This is a genomic window from Pseudomonas guariconensis (assembly GCF_040822035.1).
Taxonomy (GTDB): domain Bacteria; phylum Pseudomonadota; class Gammaproteobacteria; order Pseudomonadales; family Pseudomonadaceae; genus Aquipseudomonas; species Aquipseudomonas guariconensis.
In genome coordinates this window covers 2054293-2076669 of the sequence record NZ_CP162012.1, presented here as the reverse complement: position 1 = coordinate 2076669, position 22377 = coordinate 2054293, and the positions used below count along the sequence as shown (strand labels likewise).

The window sequence follows — 22377 nt, the reverse complement described above, 5'->3', positions numbered from 1 at the left end:
TCCTCTAAAACGGCGAGACCGGCCTCAATCATCGCTTTCGAGACGACAATGTCCTCAGGCTGAAACCCCATCCCTGTCGAAGTGAGAAAGACTCGCTCCATACGCCTCTCCTGCGGCCTGGCCGCATCAGTCGTTGCTGTTCTGCTCCGCCCAGTTGGTGCGGAACTCTTCATCCAGGGCGAACACCACGGCCTCGAGCTCGTCGCGATCGATAGCGGTCGGGTGCCGGGCCAGGTACTCGCTCACCATGCCTGCGGTGATCGGTGCTGGCGCGGCCATCATGCCGACGTACTGCCGTGACCTGCTGATCGCGTTGTAGGCGTCGAGCAGCTGGTCAGTGATCGGATCAATCTCCGGGGCTGGTGGAACCGCGGCTACGCCGCTTAGGCGCTCGCGTTTCCAGCGCTTTTTCTCGTTCTCTTCGCCCGCCCAGTCGCGGCCCCATCGGTAGACGGCGAGGGCTTTCCCACCGACTCCTTGATGCGCTCCTCGACGCGGTTGGCTATGTCGACTCCGGTGCGCAGAGCCAGGAAGTAGACGCTGGGCATCTGCTCGATCAAGGCTTTGCCGAGCTCAGGGGTGTATGGCGCCGGCTCGCCAGGGCGATCGGCCACGTCCACGCCCTGCCAGTCCTTGATCAGATGGTGCGCCACCAGGTCCATGTAGAGCTCGTCATCGACCTCGATCTCAGCCTGGGGGATCTGCGCAACGCTGAACTGCTTGGTGCCGACGCCGGCTTGAGAGTCGATCGCCGCCAGGTGTCGGTTGATCAGCGCGCGGTGCGATCGGTACACCGGGTCGGCGGCGGAGCCAACCAGGATCTTAGCGCCCGGGGCGAACTCCACCCAGCGCTGGCCGTGGAGGTCCAGCTCGGGCTTGCGAGCAATGGTGAATCCCATGTTCTTCCTCTGCGGTAAAAGGCCCGACACGCACCGTATGGCGTGCCGGGCAATGATTACGCCGTGACGGTGATCGCCGCTGTGCCTTTCTTGGTGCCATCCACGGTGCTGGTGGCGGTGATGGTCGCAGTGCCGGCGGCCACACCGGTCACGACGCCGGAGGCGCTGACAGTGGCCTTGCTCACATCGGAGCTGGACCAGGTAACGGTCTGGGTCGCGCCGACCGGAGCCACGGTGGCGGCCAGGTTGGTGTTCGCGGCCACTGCCACGCTGGCGGTCGATGGGGCCACGGTCACACCAGTAGGCGCCGGCGGTGCCGGACGGCGGGTGATGGTCGGCGACACGCGGCGGGCGGTGTAGGTCAGCTCCACCTGGATGATGTCGGTGGCTCCGCCATCCGGCCAGGAGCCGCTGATTTCCATCTCCGGGATTAGGAAGTCGTAGGCGCCGTCGGCATTGCCCAGGGTGAACTCGAAGCTGATCGCGTCGCCGGTCTGCTGCTTCTTCCACAGTTCGTAGGCCGTCTTGGCCCAGCTCAGGGTGATGCTGCCCGACGGCGTGAAGGTGGTCGGGATGATATTGCCGGCAAAGGGGTTTCCGTTGCCGATACAGCGCTGGGTCTGGACGGCATTGTCGAACTGCAGGTTGAAGGTGTCGACGCAAACGTTGTTGTCGCCGACCTGCACCCCGTTCAGCTTGAGGCCGGAGACGTCCTTGAAGCCGTAGCGCCGCTGGAAGGCCTCGGCCACCGGCGTCAGGATGAAGTTGGTGTCGTCGTCCTTGTCCTGCCAGCCGGTCGCAGCGAAGGTAGTGGTCACCTCGATCTCGCCGTCGTTCGGCACCTGGATGTTCATGGTGGCGACCTGGGCGCCGGTGGCCTTGCCGGCGATGCCGACGTCCGCGGCGTAGTAGCCCAGGCTAAAGCTGATGCGGTCGTTACCCATGGTCAGGACGTTGTTGTCCCAGTCCTTGCCGAAGCAGGAGGCCATGAACTCATCCAGCGCGCCGAAGCGCATCTTGGTGCCGACATCGCCGGCCACGTCCACGGTGGTCTGCGCGGTACCCTGCGACATGCGGTCTTCGCCGATCTCGTTGTTCTCGGCAGTGTTGTAGGTGGGCCCGACACCGAAGCTGGTACGCGTCAGCACGTTCCAGGGGCCCGGCGGTGTGGTGCCTGGCGTGACTTCACGAATCCAGGCGGTTGCAACCTTGGCACCACTCGACATGGCGTGTTTCTCCTATCAATAGGCGTAAAAAAACCGCCATGTGGCGGTGCGGGATGGTTGTTTGGCTCAGTAGGCCCGGTATGGGACGCTGACGTTGACCTGGTACCAGCCGTGGCCGTCATCGCCGACGACCCTCGGGGATGCCTCGAAGAAGTCGAACGGCCCTTCGGGAGCGCTGTAGTACTGGAACTGGGTAACCAGCGTGTCCACGGCCCTGGTGATTGCCAGGGTGCCGCTGTAGCTGGGTACGAACAGCTGGATGACGACGATGCCGGTCTGGCGCACGCATGGGCCGATTCCGACCTCTGGCGTACTGCCCAGGCCGGGGATATCCGCCAGGCGAGCCCAGATACTGCGCCCAGAAGGATCAAATGGCTTAGGCGGGTTCGGGTAATCCACTGCATCCGCAGGAATCCCGGCCCATTGCGCCATGCGCCCGATGATGATGGCGCGGATTTGTTCGAAGGTCATGAATAGGCCTGCGAGACGCCATTGAACGACACCGCATAGACGCCGCCAGGCGCCTGGGTCGAATGGCCGTCCTCTAGTTTCTCGGCATAGGGTAAGTTCGTCTGGATGTAGATGACCGTGAAAGGCTCAAGACCAGATAGCTGACGCTGCCCTTCTGCTATCGTTTCCGATCCAACCTTGTCGATTTTGGTCGTCTGGGTGTAGACAGGCGCCCCGATGCTGACGATGTGACTACCCCTGAACCTGCCTCCAGAGTATCCGGGTGGCGGTGGGCTCTTCCAGAGATCAGGATTGCCCACAGGCGAACGCAGAACGATCTCTCCAAGCATCGCCATGGCTATCGCCCTTGATCGCTGTGTCAGCGCATCCTCAACCACGCCGGCAAATGCACTTGGTGGCGTGCTCCACCCTCTCCCCTTGGCCATGGGTCACTTCCTCAGCTGGATCTCGTAATGCGCCTTGGCCGGGTCTATGCCTGGGCTGACGATGCGGTACGTCGACGGCAGGCCGGTGATCAGGTCGGTAACGGTGATCTGGTGGCCCACTGCAGGCTTGTCGGTGACCTCGCTGGCCAGGCAGATCAGCAGCACATCACCCACCAGGATGTTCAGGCCGTCGATGCGCCGGCTGTCGTAGCTGTCGAGCACGCCGCGCCCGGTGTAGGTCACTGGCTGGGCCGTGGTGGTCTCGTTTACCGGGTCCCAGACGCCGTGCCCCATGTAGGTGCCGGTGAACGTCGATACCGCATCGGCCAGGTCCTCGTCGAAGGCCTCGGCCAGGTCTGCCTGGATTTCGTCGCGCAAGCCCATGGCTATCCCCTTTTCACAGCAAAGGCGAACGGATTGCTGCGCCAGGGCGTCAGCAGCGCCAACGCCAGCTGCACACAGGCCGGCTGGGCGACGGTGCTGGTCTTGTCGATCGAGCCGAAGGTCTTGCTGGTCGATACCGATCCGGCCTTGACCGTCTTCGCCTCGAGCGAGCCCTCGGTCTGCTGCTGGTAAAGCTTTCCTTGGGAGGCGCATTTGGCCAGCCGCGCGCCTGCCTGCTTCACATCGTCAGGGATGTTGTCCATGTCGATGCCAACCAGGTTGAGCGCAGTCAGGTAGGCATTCGCCTCGAAGACCGCATCGTCCTTCAGCTCTGGGGCTGCCCAGTCAGGCCCAAGGATGGCGTCTACGTCGGCCACAGTGATGTAGGTAGCCATCCGGCCTCCGCTGAAATGAGAGGGGCCAAGGCCCCGGGATTACTGCTGGCCGAGTTCGTCTACCAGCTTCTGCAGCGACTCTTTCGAGGCGTTGGCGCGGTAGGTGACGCCGGCCTCTGTCAGTTTGGCTTTGAGCTGCTCCACCTCTGGGTCACTGGCCGCAGCCTGCTTCAAGGCAGCGATTTCAGCGCGGAGATGCTCGTTCTCCTCCTGCAACTTGCCGGCCTTCTCAACCTCGCCATCGCGCTCACGTTGCAGGCTGGAGACGCCGGCATTAACTGCTTCGAGCACTTCAAAGAGGCGCGATGCGGTCTCGCCCAGGTCACCCGAAGGGCGCTCCAAGCTCTGGACCGCGAATGATTCGACGATCACGCCGATGGAGTCGAGCTCAGCGGTCAAGCGATCGACAACGTCCTGGCTCAAACTGCCGGCCTCGACGACCACTGCCAGGGCCTGAAGCTCGGGGCGGATGGTTACCTCGGGAACGTCCTTGGCAGCGCCTTTGCGACCCTCCGCCACGTTGGCGTCGACAATGACCAGGCCGTTCTCTCGGGCCAGTTCCTTGACGTTCTCCTGGTACTGGTGGAACGGACCAGGCAGGTACCAGATGTTGTTTCTGCTCATGCACATATCCTCAGCAGGCCAGGCCATAGGCCCAGCCCGCCATCAGGGTTTACTTGGAAGCGTCACCGATCAGAGCAACACCGGCGGTGTGCTTGATGCTGGTGGCGGTCTTGTCCCAGTTGGTGCCGGTGGCAATCTCGGCATCGGTCGGGGATTTGCCGCCGTTGGTTTGATCCCAGGTGTAGCCCTTGAGGCCCAGGCCGAAGTCGTAGTCCACCTGCAAGGTGGTTTCGATGCGCTCCTTGCCGTTGGTGGTCGACACGTTGCTGACCATGTTGCGGCCGTCGTGCACCAGCGCGGCGCCCTGAACCAGGGACAGGATGATTTCCTTGTTCGGGGTGCCGGCCTGCATCAGCGCCGGGGCATCGGTGACCACCGAGACCTTGCCGAGGATGTCGACAACGCGGACATTGCCGGCCTGGAACAGCTGCTCGGAGTTGGTCAGGGCCTGGCCGATCAGCTTGTGGTAGGTGGTGCCCTGCATCACCTGGGTTACCAGGTTCTGGCTGGCGTCACCGAACTTGGCGTGGGCGTTGTTCAGACCGACCTGAGTGATGCCGGCGGTTGCCGAAACATCGTTGACGGCGGCGGCCTGGGCAGTGATCGCAGCAACCAGCGCGGCGATTGCGGTGTTCAGCTGGTCCTTCAGCAGGATCTCAGCGAACGCACGGGATGCCACCTCGACACCCTGGGCGGTCGGGCGCTCCAGCCAGGTCATCTGCGACGGCTCGTAGCGAACGGGGCCGAAGCCGCCGGCCACCTTCACCGAGGTGTTTTTCAGCTCGGTCAGGTCGGTGATCGGCGCCGCGCCGTTGGCTGCGTAACGATCCACGCGGCGCTGGGCTGCAGCCAGGGTTTGGAAGAACGACTCTTGGAGGAAGTCGCCGGTGAAGCCGTCCGGGGACAGCACGATGGCGCCGCGGCTGGCGGCGTTGAACGCAACGAGCATCTGATCCAGCGTCTCGATGGTCGCCGGCATGATGTACTCGTTGAAAACCTGCATTTGCGACAGGGACATAGGTGTTTTTCCTTACGATTGAGGGAGGTCTGGGAACCGGCTGGCGATTGCCGCCGTGCGTTCCGCTTTGTTACCGCCGAAATTGCCTTTTGCGGCCCCGCCGCCCTTTCCAGCACCCCCGGCCCCGCCGCCAGATGCCTTGCTACCAGCGATCAGCGGGCCGAAGGCCGGATCGTTGGTGAATTCTGCTTTCAGCTCATCCAGCGTTGCCGCCGAGAGCTTGCCGGCAGCGTCCAGCACGACAACGGTGGGTTTGCCGTCGCGCTGTTCAACGCTCAGCCGGCGTTCGATGTGAGGAAGCAATGCCTTGGCGCTGCCTGGCACGGCCAGAGCAGTCGCGATCTCGGTGGCGGTGCGGCCCACGGTCAGATCCCGGATCTGAGCTTGAAGGTTGGCGCGTTCGCTTTCGAGAGTGCCGGTCAGTTCAGCTTCGCGGCGGTTGTACTTCTCGGACCAGGACTTTTCGAGCTCCTCGACGTTGCCCGACTTGCGGGCAGCCTCTTCGGCCTCGGAACGCGCCTTTTCTTCGGCCTCACGGCGGGCTTTCTCGGCAGCCTTCTTCTCGCCCAAGAGCTCCTCCACCTTGGCCTTCAGGCCGGTGACATCCTCTTGCTGCGGCAGCCCCTCGATGCCCAGGACGAACTTGCCGTCCTTCTCGACGTACAGGCCCTGGATGGATTCTTCGACGCCTTCGAGGCTGTCCAGTTGGAATTTCAAGGTCATTGCTGTCTCCCAGAGACGTTGAGCAGGCCCTGCCCGCACAAATAAAACTTGATTTATATGTACGTCGTAGCTATATTGCAGTCACAACAAAGCACTACAGGGGGTTGATTGATGAGTTCTGTACAGTTCATTCATGGCGATAACGGAGAGGCTGTTTTTGCTGTGCTGCCTATCGAGATGTACCGCTCTCTCCTCGCAGGCGGTGTGGCATCAGAGGCTTCTGCCTCATCACATCCGCTATTGAATGAGGATCAAACGATGATCAAATTGCCTTACGGTGGCCCAGACGGTTACCTCCACATTCCGGACCTTCTGAAATACTTGAAGGATCATGGAATCAAGCACCTAGCCATCAACCAACGTGCTCAGACCCTGGATAAATTTCCGCCTGAACAAGCGATGACGCTCGACCCAATCATCCGCCGCCAATTTCTTGGGGACCTTCGCTACAGAAACACGATGCAAGCAACTACCGAGGTGGTAGATGCTCTAGTCGCATCGGGGCACTTCCGGCGCGTTAAGAAGCGCTATGAAGGCGTGTTTGGCCGCTCTGTGAATGCACTGGAAGTAGTCGAGTAAGAAGTACGTACGCCGGCCTCAATCGAGGCCGGCTCTTTGGAATGCCATCGGCTCCCGCTCTCGCAGCTGCTTGAGGGTCAGGGTCCGGCCGTCGTCATCGACAAACCGGTCGATGGTGAGCTCGCCCTTGCTGAACAGCTTGTAGCGAGCTGGGCCGAGCACATCCTCTTGGAACGCTGCCGGCTGGCGTGCAAGCCATTCGCCGTAGGTGGTCTTGCTGCTGACCTGCTCGGCGCCGTCAGGGCCTACCGCTGGGCGAGTCGATCCGGGAATATCCCGGGCAAACTCGTCGTTGAGCACCGGTATCTCGGTGGTCCGGCAGTTCCAGTGGAATGGCGGCGACGGCGCGGACATGGGCACCACCGTACCATCCAGCGCACGACAGAGCGGCGTGGTTCTGCCGTCCAGGGTGGCAACCCGGCGCTTTCCTTTCAGGATGTCTTCGTTGTCGGCCATGACTTGCGACCTCGCCGAACTGGCGATGTGGTTGGTCATGGTCCGCACCAGTGCACCAGCCTGGTCGCGCTGCTGCACACCGAGCGATGTGAGCCGGCGGGTGATCTGGCCAGTTGTCTCTCCCAGCGCCGAGCCCATGCGAATCTCGCTAATGATCTCGGCGCTCTTCTTGGTGCCGTACTGGTCGAGCGCGCCGGCGATGCTGATGCGCTGTCGCCCCTTGCCGACCTCCAGATCAAGCGGATCGGCCAGCGCTGCGGCGGACACCTGCTCGATGCTGGGCTTGTTCAGCTGCACCACGGTCTTCACGACCTTGCCCAGCAGGGTCATGTTGAACTCGGCCTCGTACCCAGCGAATTCCGTCAGGTCGAGCACGGCCTGCTGCTTCATTTCGCCGTATACACCCGCCAGCTCGCCCTGTAGCTCCTGAATCTGCTTCTCGTACCGTTGGGTGCCGTAACGGCTCAATCCCTCTGATACTCGCGATTTGGCGGTGCTTATGGCCTTCGTGATGAACTTGGCCAGGCGCTTGAGGCTTCCCCCGGCGTAGCGCTGCACGTGCGCCTGGTGGCGAGTCGCTGCGTCGGAAAGGTAGCCGTCACTGCTCATCCTCACCGCCTCCGGTATCGTTGCCGGTCACTGGCGGCTGCTCGGCCAGCTCATCGTCGATCAGCTCGTCGGTTCGGTCAGCCTCAAGCACGCCGCCCTGGCGCAGATTGGTGCGCAGGTCGGACTTCGCGATGATGCCCTGCTGCCAGAGCTGGACCTGGGCCAGGATGTCCTGAGCGGTCATCGTCTCATCGAAGAACGACTGATTGAGCCAGAAGACCGTCCCGGCCTCATCCGGCTCACCCATCATGAAGCGCTCTGCGTCGAGGATGGCCCGCTTCAGGGCCTCGGACACGTTGCCGGCGATGGTGCCCAGCACGCTGTTGTCCGAACTGTAGCGGATGCGCACCGCCTCGGCCGTCTCGGCGCCGCCGGCCTTCTGGACGATGCGCGCGCCGATCATCAGCATCTGCTCTTCCTTGTCCTTCAGCAGCGTGCGAGCCAGTTGGCTTTCGGCCGCTTGGACAAGCTTTGCGTCACCGGACTTGCCGAGGTTGAACCCGCGGGTAGAGCCGATGTGGATGCCGTTGGGGTTCAGCTTGGCGAAATCGTCCGCGTTGATATCGGTGGTGATGAACAGCGTTGGCTGGCTGCTGATGAAACCGCTCTCCTCCACCGTGGCACTGTTGCCGTAGTGCAGGATGTTCACATCGGCCAGGTCTTCCAGGGGCGACTTGTCGACGCTGGCGTCGTTGTCCTCAGCCCCGTAGAAGCTGAACAGGATGTGATCGAAGGGCTTGCCGTTTTTGTCGAGTGGCTGCGTCTCGGTGTAGGTCTTGCCGTCCTTGGCGTAGAGGCGCTGGACGTACTTTCCATCTACCAGCAGCAGCACCCGGTACTGCTCTTCCTTGATGCGGCCGAGGTTCTCCTGACTGAACTCGGACACGCATTCCAGCAGACAGACGTAGACCAGGCGCAGCACGCCATCAATGACTTGCTCTTCCCAGTCGATGATCGAGGTCGCGCCGTAGTGGTGGATCAGTGCACGCCGGCCCTGCATGTCAGCCATGGAGGACACACCTTCAACTGGCGGGAAGTCCACCAGGAAGCCGCCACGCCCAGTGTCCAGGCACTCACCCACGGAACGCTTGGAAAGCTGCTCCAGGCTCGTGCCGTCGCCACTGGCGTTCTCCTTCAGGTACGCCACGCCGGCGGGCAGTTGCAGTTCGGCTGTCTTGCGGAACACCGCACCCAGCAGGCCGGTACGCGTACGCCCGGTGATGTTCAGGAACATCGCTCGCTTCTTGTACTGCTTGTACCGCGCCAGGTTCTCCGGTGATTTGTTCTCCGGGTCCGGCATCGGCAGGTATTCGTCGTGCTTTCGCACCTCGCGGGCGCCGGCCACGCAGCGCTTGACCAGCTGCCAGCCGGGCAAGGCCTCCGAGTACTCTGCCCGGGGAATGAAGTTCGGCATGGGTGGCCTCAGAAAGTGAACGTGATTGGTACGTGGGTAACCGGCCTGCTGATCGGGTAGTCGTGGTGGATGAAGTAGCCACCCGCGTCGTTCGCGTGGTCCACACCGGATTTCTTGTCGGGCTCTCCGTTGGCAGCCCATACCTGCTGCTCCAGGCCGTCTGCATAGGTTGGGCAGCGTAGCGGGTTGATCAGGTAACGCCGCTCGCCATTCGCGTTGCAGAACATCGCGTTCATGGCGTTGATGCGGTCTTTCACTGGCGGGTTGGCGTCGGGCGCTATCACGGCAAAGCCAGCCTGCCGCAGGATGGCGATGTCCGTCTCACTGGCGTTCACTGACTTGCGCGACCCTCCCGAGGCGTCGGGGTAGATCCTGATTTCGCAGGTCTTCTCGTAGTCCCGGCCGTTGTGCCGCCAGTAGCGCTCCTTGATGCGCCGGATCATGTCCGGGGTATCAAAGCCGTCGATCAGCTCATCCACGGCCCTGGGCTTTCCGTCAGCCCGTTTGACATGGACGATCGCCGCCATCTTGCCGACGTTGAAGTCCATGCCGATGAACAGGGGCTCTCCAGGCTCTACGGTGTCGAAGCAGGAATTCAGCTTCCGATCGTAGGCGTGGTAGATCGACCCGGAGTTCAGGTTGACGAACTGGCCGTTTAGGTAGGCCAGGATCAGCTGAGCCGGGTACGACTCCATCAGCGACGGGATGTAGTCTGGCGGCAGGTTCAGCTCGTTGTCGAACGTGCTGGCTTGCACCAGGCCGTACATGCCCTGCAGGGCCGGCTTCTCGCGCAACTGTTTCACGAACTGCTGGTAGACGAACTTGAACCCCTCAGGGGTCGTCGTCACATCCACGCCGTTCTTCAACCCGGCCACGTTGTAGCGCATCCGGGCAATGATCTTGCGCCAGGCGTGCTCAGCCTTCAGCGCGGGCAGAACATCGAGCTCGTCGACCAGGGCGTGGCCGATCTTGAAGCCCACAATCGTCTGCGGCTTCTCCATCGAGCGGCAGATAGTCGTGCTGCGGTACTGGCCGCCGCTGTAGAACTCGACCTCCTTGTCGCTCTCCTTCGTCTTAACCTTCAGGCCCCAGTCGAAGGCGACCTCCTCGATGGTCGGAAAGAAGATGTCGCGGATCTGCGGGTACGTCGGGGCGAAGTAGCCGGAGTCGATCCGGGGCCACTCCCACACGTGCTTGCACAGCGCCGCGCAGCCTACCCAGGTCTTGCCTGAGCCAAATCCGGCAACGAATCCGCGGAACTTGTTCTCCATCCGGAGGAAGCTGGCCTGGGGCACGTTAAGTGACGGCATCAGGCTTCCTCGCATCCACCACATCAACCTGCACCCGGGTGGGCGGCACGTTGTCGTGTGGATTCTCGTTCTTGGTCTGGCGGTTCACGTAGACATCGCCGACCTCTTTGGCCGCCTGCTCGAGTAGCTGCGCAGTCAGGGCCATGTTCTTCATGTTCTCGGCCTTCTCGGCCATCCGCCCAAGCACGCGCAGCCGGAATGCCCGGTTGGCAATGGGAATCTCGGCCGTCTCCTCGCGGAAACGCTTGCGGGTGTCTTCGAACAGGGTCACCCAGCGCTTGGCCAGGTCACGCCCCGCGCGCTTGGTCGGGTCGTGCGCCTCACACTTCTGCCGGGTAACCTCAAGGCCGAATTCTTCTCGGACGGCTGCCGCGACTTGCGAGGGGGTATCGAAACAGGCCAGGGCCTGAACGATGAAGGCTTTCACCTCGTTGCTCAGGGCCGCCATAGGTTTTCATCCGTCGTGGGTCTGTCAGGGGTCAGGCAGACTTGAGCAGACAGGTTCCGCAGGCCCTCGAAATGTTGATCTTGGCCACCTCAGGCGGCCGGCTTGCAGCGTCGATTAGCTGCTGTACGTCATGCCCGGCACCGTAGCGCCTCACCACGCCGACGAACTCTTCGACGTCATGGCCGCGCAGGTAGAGCTTGGGCAGCCCCTCCTGGGTGAACTTGGGTGCGCCGTGCTGATCTGTCGCCTGGGCGATGTGGTAAAGCTCATGCTCAACCAAGGCGCAGAACTCTGCGTCGGTGCACTCGGCGCAGTAGTCAGCGGCCAGGGTGATCAGGTAGGCCGGCTCCTCACCGAACCACTCCCGCATCTGCTGCTCTTGACGGGCCTTCTGCCACCCACCGGCGCGGATCATCAGCTGTTCGGCCTGGCCCAACACCGAGCGGCCCTTCTTGTTGAAGGCAGACGAGGCCCACATCACACCGATGTTGGCGTCGATGAGGTGGGAGTGCTCGGGGTTGTGAATGCTGCCAGTGTCGGCGAGGATCTCGCTCTGGACCCAATCCCACAGTTCGGGAGCAGGCTTGAGGATCAGGAATGGCGATTCGAGCAGGTCGGCCGGAGGCATTGGCCTTTTCAAAATGATCACCTGCAACTTGAATTGGATAAGACCTACCAGTACTTGAGCAAAAGCCCCGAGGAGGTTTCGACATGAAGCAGCGGTTTACAGTCGTCAATTCCAGGCCACTGGAGGGCATCAAATCGCGTGATCCCTCCGAGCCACCGCACTGGAAAGTTCGTGGCTATCGAATCCTAGACACGCGAACTGACAAGAGACTGCCAGAGCTATATCCCAATCGTGCTGATGCCCAGGAGGAATGCGACAGGCGGAATTCCAAATAAGGTCACTCCCGCGCCACGAAACGGCGCATCTCGAATTTGTGGCGCCCTACCCGGGCTGGAACACGTGACCGCGCCGGGCGACCGCATACAGGACGATCCCCAGCTTGAGGATCACGCCGTACAGGGTGGGAACATGGCCGTTCATGGCCAGGACGAAGGCGCCGAACGCGCCGATGGCCACCAGGTAGAACGCGACGGCGAGCAGCGGGTGATCCATCGGGCGAATCCGCCGCAGGTAGTCGCACGCTGCGATCACCACCAGCACGCTGAGGAAGGCATTGGCGCCAATCAGGACTTGAATCAGGGTTGAGCTCATTAGGTAGCCCCCTTGGCTCCGAACTGACTCACCACCGACTTCAGGACTGGGATGATGTTCATTGCCAGTAGGCCTATGAGGAAGGCCACGCCGTATTGGGTTTCTCCGCTTGTGCCAAGGCCGAAGTAGCTGATGGCTAGCGGGGTGCAGAAGACTGCCGATGCGAAGCCGGTGAAGAAGGCGGCGACCGCCTGGCCCCGGGTAAGGCCTCGCAGGAAGGTCAGCGAGAGGATTGCTCCTGCGAAGCCGCCAATGATCACGCCGTACTTCACCAGCAGGACGCCGGCAGTCGTGCTTGCTGGTTCGGCCATGAGTGGTTCCTAAAAAATGACCCGATTTAGACCCTTATTAGGGCGCGGGCAAGTAAAAACGGTACACAGAGAGTCAGTTACATGGCCAACAGGCTCTATGCCAGGCATCGGCCGGTATGATTACCTAGGCACAAAAAAGCCCGCACAGGGCGGGCAAAGAGGGATCGTGCTTTTTTAAATCTGGTGGCTGTAGAACAGCGAGTATGACTCGATACCGTCGTTGGGCTGCTTAATGCCAGCGTTGGAGTAGTGAATCGCTCGGATACCAACCTTCTGCGTCTCGCCGATCTTCAAGCCCGCACCGATGCGGTCTTCGAAGTTGAAGGCCGAACCAAAGTCCTGGTCACCCGCGGAGGTGCCGGAAAACACCGCAACGCCAATACCCGCCTCAACAAATGGCTTCACATTGCCGCTACCGAACTCATAGACGAACACAGGAGCGAATGAGAGCGAGTGAGCGCCGCCGGAAGCATCTCCGGCCTCCCAATAGGTATACCCAGCATCCCAGTAACCGGTTAGACGGCCCGCGCTGGACTCAAACCAGCTTCTGTCCCAGTTAAAGCCAACGCCTACGCGCGCTGTAATGCCACCTTGACTTGTCGCGCCCAGCGCCCCGGAAAGCTCAGCTGCTCCGGCGGACGCAGCGACAAGGGACAGGGCTGCAGCAGCTAGAACGGTTTTCATAATCACGGTCTTCCATGTTTGTTTAGTTAGCAACCTATCAGAATCATAGTGCTATCAAAACGTTCCGTGTTACAAAAAAAATTTCTATCCGACCTCGCTCGGCGGGTTCCGCCAGGACTCTTGAGGCCCTCTTCGGGCAATAAAAAACCCGGCACGATGGCCGGGTTCTGTTCGTCAATCCTCAATACACGCAGGAATGACAGGATGAGCAAATAATGTTGCATCGTTGCACGGGTGTCAAGCGGCATCTGCCATCAAAACGCCTTCCTCCTGAAGTATCTTACTAGACGCGGCCAATGCCTCGACCACCATCTCGTCCAGCACCTTCTCGATACCCTTCTTCCAGCGCCAGTACGTGGTCCGGTTCAGGCCCTGGCCATCCCAGGTGTTGATGTCGTAGAACTCGGCCGGCAGCACGATCATGTCGGTGGAGCGCTTCACGTACTGCTCGCGGCGCGCCTGCCCGGCGTCCTCCGGCATCTCGCCGCCAGCCAGGCGCTGGACCACGCCAGCGTGCAGCGAATCGAACTCTGCGCGTTCCCGCGCTGCCCGGCTGGCCACCTCATGCCCCGACTTGGCCTGCACGCCCTTCACCGGCGGAATGGCCCAGGCGGTGACCGCCTTGTACCGGAACAGGTTCGGCGCCTGGGTCGCAATCAGCGGTACCAGCTTGCCGATCGCATCCACCTTCTTGGCCTTGTGGGTCGAGAACCTGGCCGTCAGGGCATTCCAGTGCCGCGGGATCAGCTTGCTGTGCAGCCGGGCGTGCACCCAGCAGTCCACCAGCATCGCCGCATCCTTCCCGGTGATCTCGCCCTTCAGCTTCGAAGCCTGGACCTTCGGCTCGAAGTCGCCGCCACCCACAACGCTCATGGTCTCTGTCGAAAGGGCGCGAACCACTGCCGCCAACACGCTCTGGTACTTCATGGTTTACCCCCTGCCCGCTTGGCCTTTCTCAAAATGAATTCTTCGTAGTACCGCTTGCGGCGAACCGAGGCCGCCCAGGACAACGCCACGCCACCCACCACCATCAGGGCGGCCAAAATCAGGAATCCCCATGCTGGTGTCATGCTGCGACCCTCCGTAGGTCTTTGAGCTTCTGCCTGTACAGGGCCTTGATGGCCTGCAGGTCTTCGATTGTCAGGCGCTGGGGCTTATGAGGCCCTTCGAGCCATTCCACCTGGTCGGCGCCGATGCGCTTCACCAGGCGAATGCGGTACTCGACCGCGTTACCCGACAGGTTTCGGTTGCACTTCACGCACTGCCGGTGGACGTTGAGCGGCTCGAACCGCAGCTCCGGGCAGGCACCAACCGACCGGTAATGGCCGGCATCCCAGCGGCTGCCGGTGATGAGGTCGTGGTCACTCGGCAGCGAGTCGCAACTGATACACGGCAGGCCGGCGTCACGCTCGCGGATGTAGGCGTTGAACGCGGTCTGGGCCTCGGCCATGTGCTCACGGCGTGTCTTCAGCTTCTCCCGGCGATCCTGAAGCTCCTGGCGCTTCTGCTTGGTGATGGCCTTGGCCGCGACCTTCTGCAGCTTCGGATCCTTGGCCATGGCCTTGGCGCAGGCGATGCTGCACACCTTCTGCGTGGTCATGGTCGGTTTGAAGGGCTTACCGCAACCTGGCGCCTTGCACTTCTTCGGCTTGATCTCCTTGGCCAGGGTCATGCCGCCACCTCGTTCAGCAGGTCACTGAACTCGACACCCTGCGGCGCGTAGTCCCAGACCATGCCGCCAGCCGTCTTTTGCTTTTTCCTGGCCGCCGCGCAAATGCAAGGTTTGCTCACGCCCGTGTGGCGCACCGCAGACTCCAGCGAAGGGAACCACATGCCCATCCCATGCTTTGCTGACTGAACCGGCACAGCACAGTCGCTGAGCCCTGTAGCCGCCGCGTGCGCCATGTTTTCCTGATGGGTGCACCACTCGAGGTTGTCTGGATGCGGATTGCTCTTGTCTCCATCCTTGTGATTGATGCAGGGCAAGTCGTCCGGGTTTGGAACAAACACCTCGGCAACCAGACGATGGATCAGGTAAGCCTTTGCCTTGCCGTCTACCTTGAGGATGATCCTCGGATAGTCATTGGACTTGGCACGCTGAATCAGGCGCTCTGGATAGCTTTTAGCAACACCGGAGCGAGTCGAGGACACATGGGCCATTCGCTTAACTCTGCCGAGTGAAGACACCATGTAGCGCCCTGCCAGGGTTTTACTCTCCAGCCAAATCTCACTCATGCCGCGGCCTCCCACTGCTCAGGCATTTGCCCCTCCGGCTCACTCCAGCGAACACCGCGCTCGGAGCCAAACACGTACATGCACTCGATCACATCGCCCAGTTCGGCGACGGTCATCCGACGGGTGCTGATACCCAGCATGACGACGCCTCCGTTGATGCCGGAGGCCATTCGCACCTCCTGCCGGGCAGCAGCAGTCATCAGTGCCTTCCAATCCTCGCTGTCGAGCTTCTGCATGACACCGTTCACCGGCCATTCGACCTGGTGAGAGATGTCGGCCAACATTGCCCATAGCTTGGCGTTCTGCTCCAGGGTTCGGCGGGACTTGACCGGGCGGACGATGATCTCAACGGCGCCCGACGTGGAAAGCTCAGTGGCAAAGAGGTAGGCCAATCGGCACACATCACGCACACGCGCCGGGCCGGAGGACCAGAAGTGGCGAGGCTTGGTCACGGCCTCGGATAGCTTGGCTTGGCTGTTGACGCTGATCTTCTCCGTCATGCCGGCACCTCCTGCAGTTGCTTCTCCGCGGCGCGCAACCTGGCGGTGAGCTGGCTGATCTCGTCCAGCAGCCCCAGTGCAACCTCCTCTACCGTCGTTTCGCCGAGGAACTCGTCCAGGTCATCCGTGTGACGCTCGAGGGCATCACTGCCGGCGCGCCAGTAGGCGACTACGGACCACAGCAGGGGCTGGAGCTTTTTCTTGTCGATGGTCATGGCGCCACCTTCAGGCCGGCTTTCTCCAGCGCATGGATCGTGTAAGAAGGGGTTTTCGAGCACATTGGGTCGGTCACCTTGGCTGCCTTTTCGGCATCGAACACGGTCATGCCGCCACCACAGGCTGCGTAGTCGGCAACCCAGTGCGATGGCGCACCCAGTTCCACCACCACGGCCTCGCGGCTGACCTGCCAGAACAGCCAGTAGCACTGAGCGGCATAGTTCAGGTACTCGCCATCCTCGCCTTTGGCCAGATGACCGGGGAACAGACCACCCTCAGAGCTGAGCGCAAACTTCTCGAACTGCTCGCGCACGCTGTCGCGCATCTTGCTGGTGTCCATCAGTTCTTCTCCCTGGCTTCGAGCATGGCGTCCGCAAAGTTGTAAGCCGCTGCGGAGTACTGCGGCATGGTTGTGTGGTTATGGCGATTGCCTTGGGCATCGGTGTAACCCCAGCCGCCGGAGATGATCATGGCGTTCAGTGCGGTCATCGCGATCTCATCACGCAGGCGCACCAGGTCATCTGGTGTACCGGCCGCGATTGCTTTTGCTGGTCTGGACATCACACCCCCTCCCCGGCCGGCTGCCCGGCGCGCTTGAATTCAACGTGATACCCGCGCTTCTGGCTGCCATCGGCCATCACGACCCGGCGGTCGGCGCCCTTAGTCATGCGGACAATTTCCCGGCCTTCCACAACCTGTGCAAAGCCCTCGCTCTTGAGCTGGGCGACTGTGATTTCTTGTGCAGGGGTCATTTGCACTCCTCCAGCGCCGCTTCCAGTCCGCGCTGCTCGCCAACGATCCGCACGCAGACCAGGGCAAAGGTTCGGCCCATATCCGTTGCGAACCAGTAGCCAGCCAGAAGAGCCGAGACCATGGCCGCCGCCCAGATGAACTCCTTGAGAGCGCGCATCAGATGGCCTCCTTGCCACGGTGCGATTCCCACTCGAACGGGACAACGATCATTCCGCCCTCGCGCAGGCGATCGACGCAGCGCTCGCCCATAGCAACCGGCAACTGCTCGGGGCCCAGGTTGGAAATGACCACCGTGGGCTTCACCTGCTCGTAGCGGCCGTTGATGATCGCGAACAGGGTCGTCAGCTCGAAGTCGCTCGGCTGCTCCTTGCTCACGCCGACTTCGTCCAGCACCAGCAGGGAAGGCTCGATCAGGCTGGCCAGGATGCTCGCCTCGGTCGCCTCGCTGGAGCGGTCGTAGGTCGCGCGGATGGCTTGCAGGATCGACCCGACCGTCCGGTACACCGCCGAGTGCGACGTGTTTCGCATCAGGTCGTTGGCCATGGCGGCTCCCAGGTGGGTCTTGCCGGTTCCAGGCTTACCCAGCAGCACCATGCAGCGCCCGTTCTCGGCGATCTGGTCGAAGGTCTTCACGTAGTGTCGGCAGAAGCGCAGCGCCTCGGCCTGGCCCTTGTGCTCGGCCTTGTAGTTCGCCAGAGAGCGATCAGCGAAGCGTTTCGGGATCAGCGAGTCGCCCAGCTTGCGGGAGATCGCCAGGCGCACGTTAAGGGCCTGCTCGGCCTCGGCGCGAGCCTCACGCCCCTCCTTGGCAATGCGAGCGCATTCAGGGCAGTGGCTGCGCAGAGCCTTGCCCAACAGCATGGTGACCTTCTGCTCGAAGGGGCCATGCTTCTCGCACTCGGCTGGCTGGATGCGGGCAACGACTGCGCCCTGATCGATCTGGACGACTTTTTCAGAGCGCATAGCTTCCGTCCTCCCGCTGTTTCAGGCCTGAGGTGTAGTCGCGATCAGCGAAGCCGTGGTGACGACTGGTTGGCAGGTGGTGGACGTTGTCAGCAGGAACCTCGACCTCGTCCTCCCAGCGCTTCCCGTTGAGCCAGGTGGCCGCGTGGGGGATGAACTGGCCGTTGTCCTTCGTCCAGCCGGGCAACTGCCGGTGCTTGGCCAGGGCGGTGACGATGGTGTCGAACAGCTCCGCAGTGAGCTTGAGCTTTGCCCAGGCCTTCTCGGCCTTGTCCTTCCCAACCTTGCGCGGATACAGCTTCCAGAAGCGCGCGAACAGCTCGGCGGAATCGACCGGCGCGGGCGACGGGGTGAGGGAATCAGGAATCAGGAATCCGGAATCAAGAGAGAGGGAATCAGCAGGGAAAGAACTGTGCGAGTCTGGTGCTTGCACGGTGCTTTCCTCATGCTTTCCCTGGCATGCGTCTACTACGGGCATTTCAGGGATGGTGCTCTTGGCTTCCTTGACGTGTGGGTTCTGGTGCTTCGACCAGTTGATGACCTGAATAGCCTTCACGTCTCCCACGGTGTAGCGCTTGATGAACCCCAAATGATCCAGGTCATCGAGCATGCGGTCGATGTCGACATTGTCAGCAGGGAACAGGGCCATCTTCAGGCGGCGCGGGCGATCTTCCAGGCGCCCCTCACGATCTGCCTCGGTCCACAGACCGATGAACAGCAGGCGAGTGGCAAAGTCCAACTCTGCCAGGTGTTCGTTCGAGAAGAACCCTGGCTTGATGTTTCTTGAGCGGGCCATCATTGGGCCTCCAGGTTGTACTGTGCCCATAGGCCGGCCACCCAGGTGACGCCCTTGGGGGTAAATTTGGCTTGATTGAAGGCATGGCCGCTGTCGCTGGTACCGGTCTTGACACTGAACCGGCCAGCATCGATGTGCTGCTGATAGGCCTGCCACTCTCCACCCATGCGGTACATGATCTTTTTGTCGATCAGGAACTCGCGGAAGCGGGCCTCATTAGCCCTCAGCAGCTTGGCGGTTTGGCGGAAGCCCTTGAGACCAGTCGACTGGACGTACTTGTCGACGAACTCAGCCTTGGGCGCGGCGATGGCCAGGGCCTGCTGGGCAAGCTGCTTCTGCTCCATTTCGTCGGCCCAGGCTCGGGCGGCGGCTACTGGGTCGGCGAAGTTTGGTAGCGTGGCAATCACGCGCGGCGACTCGGCAGCATTGAGCCGATCAAGCACGTTGCGGCGGACGGCCTTCGACTCGCGCATCGAGATCAGCATGCACTGATCCTTGGTCAGCATCAGGCCCTCGGACGCCGGGCCGCGGGCATTCCTTACTACGAAAGTTTCGTAGTATTCGCCGTCGAGCTCATCCTTGCAGCGAGCGGTGAAGTCGGCGCGCCGAACCTCAGTTTCGCCGTTCTGCTTCCTGGCCTCGTTGACCAGTACGAGCAGATCGAAGCTGCTCATCGTGCGCGCCACGAAATCGTGGTTCGCATTTTGTGGCGCGAGGGCCACGGTATTGCTTTGGATGGTCTGGTGCATATATGATGACCTCACACAAGCGTTACGAATGCAGTACAAGAAACCGGGCGGCCACCCGGTTTTTTTGCGCCTGCGTTTTAGGTGTCACTTTTGAGGCCCTCTTTCGGGACCAATTGGACTACCTGTGCTTTGGGCCTGCCGAGACGAGCAGGTCCACCCATGGCCAGGAACTCGATTGCTAAAGCCTCGAGCGCCTGGTCAATGCTCAAGCCCTTCTTCAGGGCAAAAGCACTAATCTTTCTCTTCGCACCATCACTCAGGTGCTCGTAGTCAATTTCAGCCACGTGACCTCCATAGGGCCTCTAGGCCGCGCTAGACTGCTTATCGTCCTTGCTGAGAGCCTCGATCGCGCCGTTCTCTACCGCCCACTCGATCATCAGGTACAGGTAGGTGGCGTGCTGTTCTTCGGCACGCTCTGCCGCCCTGGCCAGGATGCGGTCCAGGGTCTTGTTGAAACGGACCTTCCGAGGCGTATCACGCTTATGGGACTGGTCTGCGTACATTCGGGCACTGCTCCTTGCGGTTGAAATTGGTTAGGCGGCGGTCTTAGTTGTCTTGGAGTTGCGGAGATAGGCCCAGTCGATATCTGGCCGCATCTCTTCGCAGATCACTTCCCCAGCGGTTTCACGCTCGATGCTGATGGCGAGGGCGGCCCCTGGACGTCGATACCCGTAAGCAACCTGCTTGAGCTGCCCCACGGTGGTTCCGCAGTGGGCTGCAAAGCTCTCCAGTTCGCGCTTTTCGAGAGGCTTGATGTAGTCGTGCAGATTCATGGTGCACCTCCTATTGCCACCAGATTAGCAACTGCTAATGAGGCAATCAATAGCAAACCGTAATTTACTGATTGCTAACAGAAGGCGATGATTGCGGGATGGATATCAATAAGCTCAGGGTTGCAGCTCTGAAGGCCGTAATGGCTGGGGCCAGCCAGAAAGAATTCGCCGATCAGTACGGTCTCGATGCCTCGTACCTTTCCCAGATTCTCAATGGGCACAGGAACCTAGGCGAGAAGGCCGCGCTTAAGCTCGAGGAAAAGATTGGGCTGGATTCCGGGACGCTTGTGTCCCCTGCGCCGACAATCGATATGGATCCTGTTGCTCCGCAAGATCACCCTACTGCACCAACGTCTGCAGCCGACCTGGTCAAGCAAATGCTGGCCAAAAGCGGGAAAGGGATCTCAGAGGAAACTCGCCAGCGCTTGCTGGCGGCGGCTGAGGATCCGGCGCCGTCAAATGTGATTACCGCAGACTTTTCTCGCCGTGGCTTGGTTGGCGATGAAATACGGATAGCCCACTACGACGTGAGTGGCGCTATGGGTGATGGCGAGGTAGCTCACGACTTCCCGGAGATGCTGAAGGATATTCGTGTGAGCCCCACCCATCTGAGAGAGCTGGGCGTCGAGTTCAAAGAGCCCTACCACCTGAAGCTCATCACCGGCCGAGGCCAGTCGATGGCCCCAACGATCAGAAACCGCGACCCGTTGATCGTCGATGTGAGTATTCGAGAATTCGTGGGGGACGGGATCTACTTCTTCTCCTACCAGGGTCACCAGTACATCAAGCGCCTGCAAAAAAAGGGTCGCGACCATTTCAAGATGGTTTCAGACAATACGAATCATCCGCCAGAAGATATTCGCGTTGATGAGACCTACATCCAGGCCCGTGTACTACTGGTCTGGAACGCGCACCTGGTATAGCCATGCTCCTCACCAAGCCAAACCAAGACCTCCACCGCGACCTCCAAGGCCTTGCCTCAGACCTGAAATGGTCGGCTGTCGAGCTGATGCGGATTGCTGTGCGCCTGAGCGAGGCCGGGAACGAGGCCGACGCCCAGGCAGTGATCAGGATCTGCCAGGTGATGCAGGCTGGGGAGGATCGGTTGGTGGGGTATGGGGATGAGGTGATGGCGGGAAGGATTGAGCGGAAACCATTGCCCTAGATGGCTTTGAGGCGCCATTAGCTTCCTTCGTTGACCCGATAGCTACCGCTCGTTCGAACCAGTGGCGCCTTCAGCTGCCTAACCTATAGTCACTGTGCGCGCCACAAAATCGTTAGCTATGGTTTCGTGGCGCGGATTTCAGTTGACTTAGGTGGCGCTGGGTAGATAATCACCGTCCGGGTTCTATGCTAGAAGCATGGTGCCGCCTTCGGTGGCATTTTTGGCCTAGGAAAGGGCCGAACCATTGGAATCTTAGGAGGAGACTATGTCTGCAAGAAATACGAACTTGTTCGAGGCGTACATTTCGTCCAGCAAGCGATCGTTGACTGCCGATCAATTCATTGACTTGGCTCGGCGCGATCGGGACGAGATTAAGTCAGTAAAATTTGTCCCGCCAAAAATCGGTTCCGAAGGGTTTGGAAGATTCGACGTAGAGCTTTCGTCTACCAGTTATGAGGTGGCGTTTGACTGACCAAGAGCAGGAGCTCATTGCTCCCGACAAGGCTCAGCAAGCAAAAGAGCTTATGCAGGCTCTTACCAAAATGGCTGAGGCGAACACCAAGGAACAAGAGGTCAAGCAGGCAGAGCTTGGCGTCAAACAGCAAGAAATCGAGTCGAATGAAAGGATCGCTCTTGCAGCCATTGAGGCTCAGAAATCCTTTCATTCCGACCGTTGGAATAAATTCAATAGCCACCTAATCCACAGATACATTTTCATCTGCGTGATTGCTGTGATCATGGCTGCGTTCGCCGGATTTGCCATCAATATTGGGGCAAAAGATCTAGTGATGGACATGGCCAAACTGGTTGGCTCTATGGCAGTGGGCACCTTTGGTGGCTACCACTGGGGCAAGTCCAAGTCCAAAAGTGGTAGCCAGGACCAATCAGATTAGCGCTTCAGAAATGCTTAAGCCCGCCTCGGCGGTTTTTTTCATGCCTAGCAAGCCGTCATCATCTGCCCTACAATCCGACCAAGCTGAAGGATCAGCCCCCATCGCAGAGAGCCCGCCACTGAGCGGGCTTTTTGTTGGT

Annotated in this window: 38 protein-coding genes; 4 read left to right on the top strand and 34 right to left on the bottom strand. The window is 60.8% G+C overall.

The features are described 5' to 3' along the window. Window positions 1-126: 126 nt before the first annotated feature. The 10 genes from AB1N67_RS09575 to AB1N67_RS09530 form a co-directional block, all read right to left on the bottom strand. Window positions 127-282, bottom strand: coding sequence for a hypothetical protein (locus tag AB1N67_RS09575; protein ID WP_230015774.1), 156 nt, complete (start codon window positions 280-282; stop codon window positions 127-129). Between the two features lie 101 nt (window positions 283-383). Beyond that, entirely contained in the window at window positions 384-899 is a 516-nt protein-coding gene (locus tag AB1N67_RS09570; protein WP_367863742.1) for a hypothetical protein, read from the bottom strand. Window positions 900-955: 56 nt separating this feature from the next. Further along, window positions 956-2125: a phage tail tube protein gene (locus tag AB1N67_RS09565; protein ID WP_367863741.1), complete on the bottom strand. Its 1170-nt coding sequence runs from the start codon at window positions 2123-2125 to the stop codon at window positions 956-958. Between the two features lie 66 nt (window positions 2126-2191). Next, a complete protein-coding gene (locus AB1N67_RS09560; protein WP_084854819.1) occupies window positions 2192-2596 on the bottom strand; it encodes a phage tail terminator-like protein in 405 nt (134 codons plus the stop codon). Continuing rightward, complete coding sequence (locus AB1N67_RS09555) at window positions 2593-3021, bottom strand: hypothetical protein (RefSeq protein ID WP_061203083.1); 429 nt, start codon at window positions 3019-3021, stop codon at window positions 2593-2595. The genes AB1N67_RS09560 and AB1N67_RS09555 overlap by 4 nt, the downstream gene beginning before the upstream one ends. 3 nt (window positions 3022-3024) lie before the next feature. Further along, the gene (locus tag AB1N67_RS09550) at window positions 3025-3405 is read right to left on the bottom strand and encodes a glutamate 5-kinase (protein ID WP_367863740.1); all 381 of its coding nucleotides are present in this window, start codon (window positions 3403-3405) and stop codon (window positions 3025-3027) included. 2 nt (window positions 3406-3407) lie between these two features. Then, window positions 3408-3800 carry a protein singed gene (locus AB1N67_RS09545; protein ID WP_367863739.1) on the bottom strand — a complete coding sequence of 131 codons (393 nt, stop codon included), beginning with the start codon at window positions 3798-3800 and terminating at the stop codon, window positions 3408-3410. Between the two features lie 39 nt (window positions 3801-3839). After that, window positions 3840-4424, bottom strand: coding sequence for a hypothetical protein (locus tag AB1N67_RS09540; RefSeq protein WP_367863738.1), 585 nt, complete (start codon window positions 4422-4424; stop codon window positions 3840-3842). A 49-nt stretch (window positions 4425-4473) separates the two neighbouring features. Next, entirely contained in the window at window positions 4474-5442 is a 969-nt protein-coding gene (locus AB1N67_RS09535; RefSeq protein WP_200929288.1) for a major capsid protein, read from the bottom strand. A gap of 12 nt (window positions 5443-5454) precedes the next feature. Beyond that, window positions 5455-6165, bottom strand: coding sequence for a hypothetical protein (locus AB1N67_RS09530; protein ID WP_367863737.1), 711 nt, complete (start codon window positions 6163-6165; stop codon window positions 5455-5457). Window positions 6166-6276: 111 nt separating this feature from the next. On the opposite strand from AB1N67_RS09530, the gene AB1N67_RS09525 reads away from it, so the two are divergent. Next, window positions 6277-6744, top strand: coding sequence for a hypothetical protein (locus AB1N67_RS09525; protein WP_197853542.1), 468 nt, complete (start codon window positions 6277-6279; stop codon window positions 6742-6744). A gap of 18 nt (window positions 6745-6762) precedes the next feature. Here the strand turns inward: AB1N67_RS09525 and AB1N67_RS09520 are convergent, their stop codons facing one another. From AB1N67_RS09520 to AB1N67_RS09405, 24 genes are all read right to left on the bottom strand, one after another. After that, window positions 6763-7809: a minor capsid protein gene (locus AB1N67_RS09520; protein ID WP_367863736.1), complete on the bottom strand. Its 1047-nt coding sequence runs from the start codon at window positions 7807-7809 to the stop codon at window positions 6763-6765. Beyond that, on the bottom strand, window positions 7799-9223 hold the full coding sequence (locus AB1N67_RS09515; protein WP_367863735.1) for a DUF4055 domain-containing protein: 1425 nt from the start codon (window positions 9221-9223) through the stop codon (window positions 7799-7801). The genes AB1N67_RS09520 and AB1N67_RS09515 overlap by 11 nt, the downstream gene beginning before the upstream one ends. An 8-nt stretch (window positions 9224-9231) precedes the next feature. Next, complete coding sequence (locus AB1N67_RS09510; RefSeq protein ID WP_367863734.1) at window positions 9232-10533, bottom strand: terminase large subunit domain-containing protein; 1302 nt, start codon at window positions 10531-10533, stop codon at window positions 9232-9234. Continuing rightward, the gene (locus AB1N67_RS09505; RefSeq protein WP_063912507.1) at window positions 10520-10981 is read right to left on the bottom strand and encodes a DUF2280 domain-containing protein; all 462 of its coding nucleotides are present in this window, start codon (window positions 10979-10981) and stop codon (window positions 10520-10522) included. Before AB1N67_RS09505 ends, AB1N67_RS09510 begins: the two co-directional genes overlap by 14 nt. A gap of 31 nt (window positions 10982-11012) precedes the next feature. Continuing rightward, window positions 11013-11609: a putative metallopeptidase gene (locus AB1N67_RS09500; RefSeq protein ID WP_367863733.1), complete on the bottom strand. Its 597-nt coding sequence runs from the start codon at window positions 11607-11609 to the stop codon at window positions 11013-11015. Between the two features lie 321 nt (window positions 11610-11930). Further along, on the bottom strand, window positions 11931-12200 hold the full coding sequence (locus AB1N67_RS09495) for a hypothetical protein (RefSeq protein ID WP_367863732.1): 270 nt from the start codon (window positions 12198-12200) through the stop codon (window positions 11931-11933). Next, on the bottom strand, window positions 12200-12511 hold the full coding sequence (locus AB1N67_RS09490) for a hypothetical protein (protein ID WP_013972406.1): 312 nt from the start codon (window positions 12509-12511) through the stop codon (window positions 12200-12202). Before AB1N67_RS09490 ends, AB1N67_RS09495 begins: the two co-directional genes overlap by 1 nt. Window positions 12512-12685: 174 nt before the next feature. After that, window positions 12686-13195 carry an acyloxyacyl hydrolase gene (locus AB1N67_RS09485; RefSeq protein ID WP_044047015.1) on the bottom strand — a complete coding sequence of 170 codons (510 nt, stop codon included), beginning with the start codon at window positions 13193-13195 and terminating at the stop codon, window positions 12686-12688. A 237-nt stretch (window positions 13196-13432) separates the two neighbouring features. Then, window positions 13433-14122: a hypothetical protein gene (locus tag AB1N67_RS09480; protein ID WP_367863731.1), complete on the bottom strand. Its 690-nt coding sequence runs from the start codon at window positions 14120-14122 to the stop codon at window positions 13433-13435. Continuing rightward, on the bottom strand, window positions 14119-14265 hold the full coding sequence (locus AB1N67_RS09475; RefSeq protein ID WP_367863730.1) for a hypothetical protein: 147 nt from the start codon (window positions 14263-14265) through the stop codon (window positions 14119-14121). Before AB1N67_RS09475 ends, AB1N67_RS09480 begins: the two co-directional genes overlap by 4 nt. Beyond that, window positions 14262-14867, bottom strand: a complete 606-nt coding sequence (locus tag AB1N67_RS09470; protein ID WP_367863729.1) for a recombination protein NinG — start codon at window positions 14865-14867, stop codon at window positions 14262-14264. The genes AB1N67_RS09475 and AB1N67_RS09470 overlap by 4 nt, the downstream gene beginning before the upstream one ends. After that, window positions 14864-15430 carry an NUMOD4 motif-containing HNH endonuclease gene (locus AB1N67_RS09465; RefSeq protein WP_190977118.1) on the bottom strand — a complete coding sequence of 189 codons (567 nt, stop codon included), beginning with the start codon at window positions 15428-15430 and terminating at the stop codon, window positions 14864-14866. Before AB1N67_RS09465 ends, AB1N67_RS09470 begins: the two co-directional genes overlap by 4 nt. Further along, the gene (locus AB1N67_RS09460; RefSeq protein WP_367863728.1) at window positions 15427-15930 is read right to left on the bottom strand and encodes a recombination protein NinB; all 504 of its coding nucleotides are present in this window, start codon (window positions 15928-15930) and stop codon (window positions 15427-15429) included. Before AB1N67_RS09460 ends, AB1N67_RS09465 begins: the two co-directional genes overlap by 4 nt. Next, the gene (locus AB1N67_RS09455) at window positions 15927-16145 is read right to left on the bottom strand and encodes a hypothetical protein (protein WP_367863727.1); all 219 of its coding nucleotides are present in this window, start codon (window positions 16143-16145) and stop codon (window positions 15927-15929) included. The genes AB1N67_RS09460 and AB1N67_RS09455 overlap by 4 nt, the downstream gene beginning before the upstream one ends. Next, a complete protein-coding gene (locus AB1N67_RS09450; RefSeq protein ID WP_367863726.1) occupies window positions 16142-16486 on the bottom strand; it encodes a hypothetical protein in 345 nt (114 codons plus the stop codon). The genes AB1N67_RS09455 and AB1N67_RS09450 overlap by 4 nt, the downstream gene beginning before the upstream one ends. Further along, complete coding sequence (locus AB1N67_RS09445) at window positions 16486-16707, bottom strand: hypothetical protein (RefSeq protein WP_367863725.1); 222 nt, start codon at window positions 16705-16707, stop codon at window positions 16486-16488. The genes AB1N67_RS09450 and AB1N67_RS09445 overlap by 1 nt, the downstream gene beginning before the upstream one ends. Beyond that, on the bottom strand, window positions 16707-16898 hold the full coding sequence (locus tag AB1N67_RS09440; RefSeq protein WP_367863724.1) for a hypothetical protein: 192 nt from the start codon (window positions 16896-16898) through the stop codon (window positions 16707-16709). Before AB1N67_RS09440 ends, AB1N67_RS09445 begins: the two co-directional genes overlap by 1 nt. Then, on the bottom strand, window positions 16895-17056 hold the full coding sequence (locus AB1N67_RS09435) for a hypothetical protein (RefSeq protein ID WP_156342104.1): 162 nt from the start codon (window positions 17054-17056) through the stop codon (window positions 16895-16897). The genes AB1N67_RS09440 and AB1N67_RS09435 overlap by 4 nt, the downstream gene beginning before the upstream one ends. Next, a complete protein-coding gene (locus AB1N67_RS09430) occupies window positions 17056-17862 on the bottom strand; it encodes an ATP-binding protein (RefSeq protein ID WP_367863723.1) in 807 nt (268 codons plus the stop codon). Before AB1N67_RS09430 ends, AB1N67_RS09435 begins: the two co-directional genes overlap by 1 nt. Beyond that, entirely contained in the window at window positions 17852-18658 is an 807-nt protein-coding gene (locus AB1N67_RS09425) for a hypothetical protein (RefSeq protein ID WP_261240394.1), read from the bottom strand. The genes AB1N67_RS09430 and AB1N67_RS09425 overlap by 11 nt, the downstream gene beginning before the upstream one ends. Further along, entirely contained in the window at window positions 18658-19407 is a 750-nt protein-coding gene (locus tag AB1N67_RS09420) for a phage antirepressor KilAC domain-containing protein (RefSeq protein ID WP_367863722.1), read from the bottom strand. The genes AB1N67_RS09425 and AB1N67_RS09420 overlap by 1 nt, the downstream gene beginning before the upstream one ends. A gap of 77 nt (window positions 19408-19484) precedes the next feature. Then, window positions 19485-19691, bottom strand: coding sequence for a hypothetical protein (locus tag AB1N67_RS09415; RefSeq protein WP_367863721.1), 207 nt, complete (start codon window positions 19689-19691; stop codon window positions 19485-19487). 18 nt (window positions 19692-19709) lie between these two features. Next, entirely contained in the window at window positions 19710-19910 is a 201-nt protein-coding gene (locus AB1N67_RS09410) for a hypothetical protein (protein ID WP_103444649.1), read from the bottom strand. 30 nt (window positions 19911-19940) lie between these two features. Further along, on the bottom strand, window positions 19941-20180 hold the full coding sequence (locus tag AB1N67_RS09405) for a YdaS family helix-turn-helix protein (protein ID WP_367863720.1): 240 nt from the start codon (window positions 20178-20180) through the stop codon (window positions 19941-19943). A 98-nt stretch (window positions 20181-20278) separates the two neighbouring features. Between AB1N67_RS09405 and AB1N67_RS09400 the strand changes: the two genes are divergently transcribed. The 3 genes from AB1N67_RS09400 (at window position 20279) to AB1N67_RS09390 (ending at window position 22238) form a co-directional block, all read left to right on the top strand. After that, window positions 20279-21103 (top strand): XRE family transcriptional regulator, encoded by an 825-nt coding sequence (locus AB1N67_RS09400; RefSeq protein WP_367863719.1) that lies wholly within the window; start codon window positions 20279-20281, stop codon window positions 21101-21103. A 2-nt stretch (window positions 21104-21105) separates the two neighbouring features. Then, a complete protein-coding gene (locus tag AB1N67_RS09395; protein ID WP_367863718.1) occupies window positions 21106-21345 on the top strand; it encodes a hypothetical protein in 240 nt (79 codons plus the stop codon). Window positions 21346-21809: 464 nt separating this feature from the next. Further along, window positions 21810-22238 (top strand): hypothetical protein, encoded by a 429-nt coding sequence (locus AB1N67_RS09390; RefSeq protein ID WP_367863717.1) that lies wholly within the window; start codon window positions 21810-21812, stop codon window positions 22236-22238. Window positions 22239-22377: the final 139 nt, after the last annotated feature.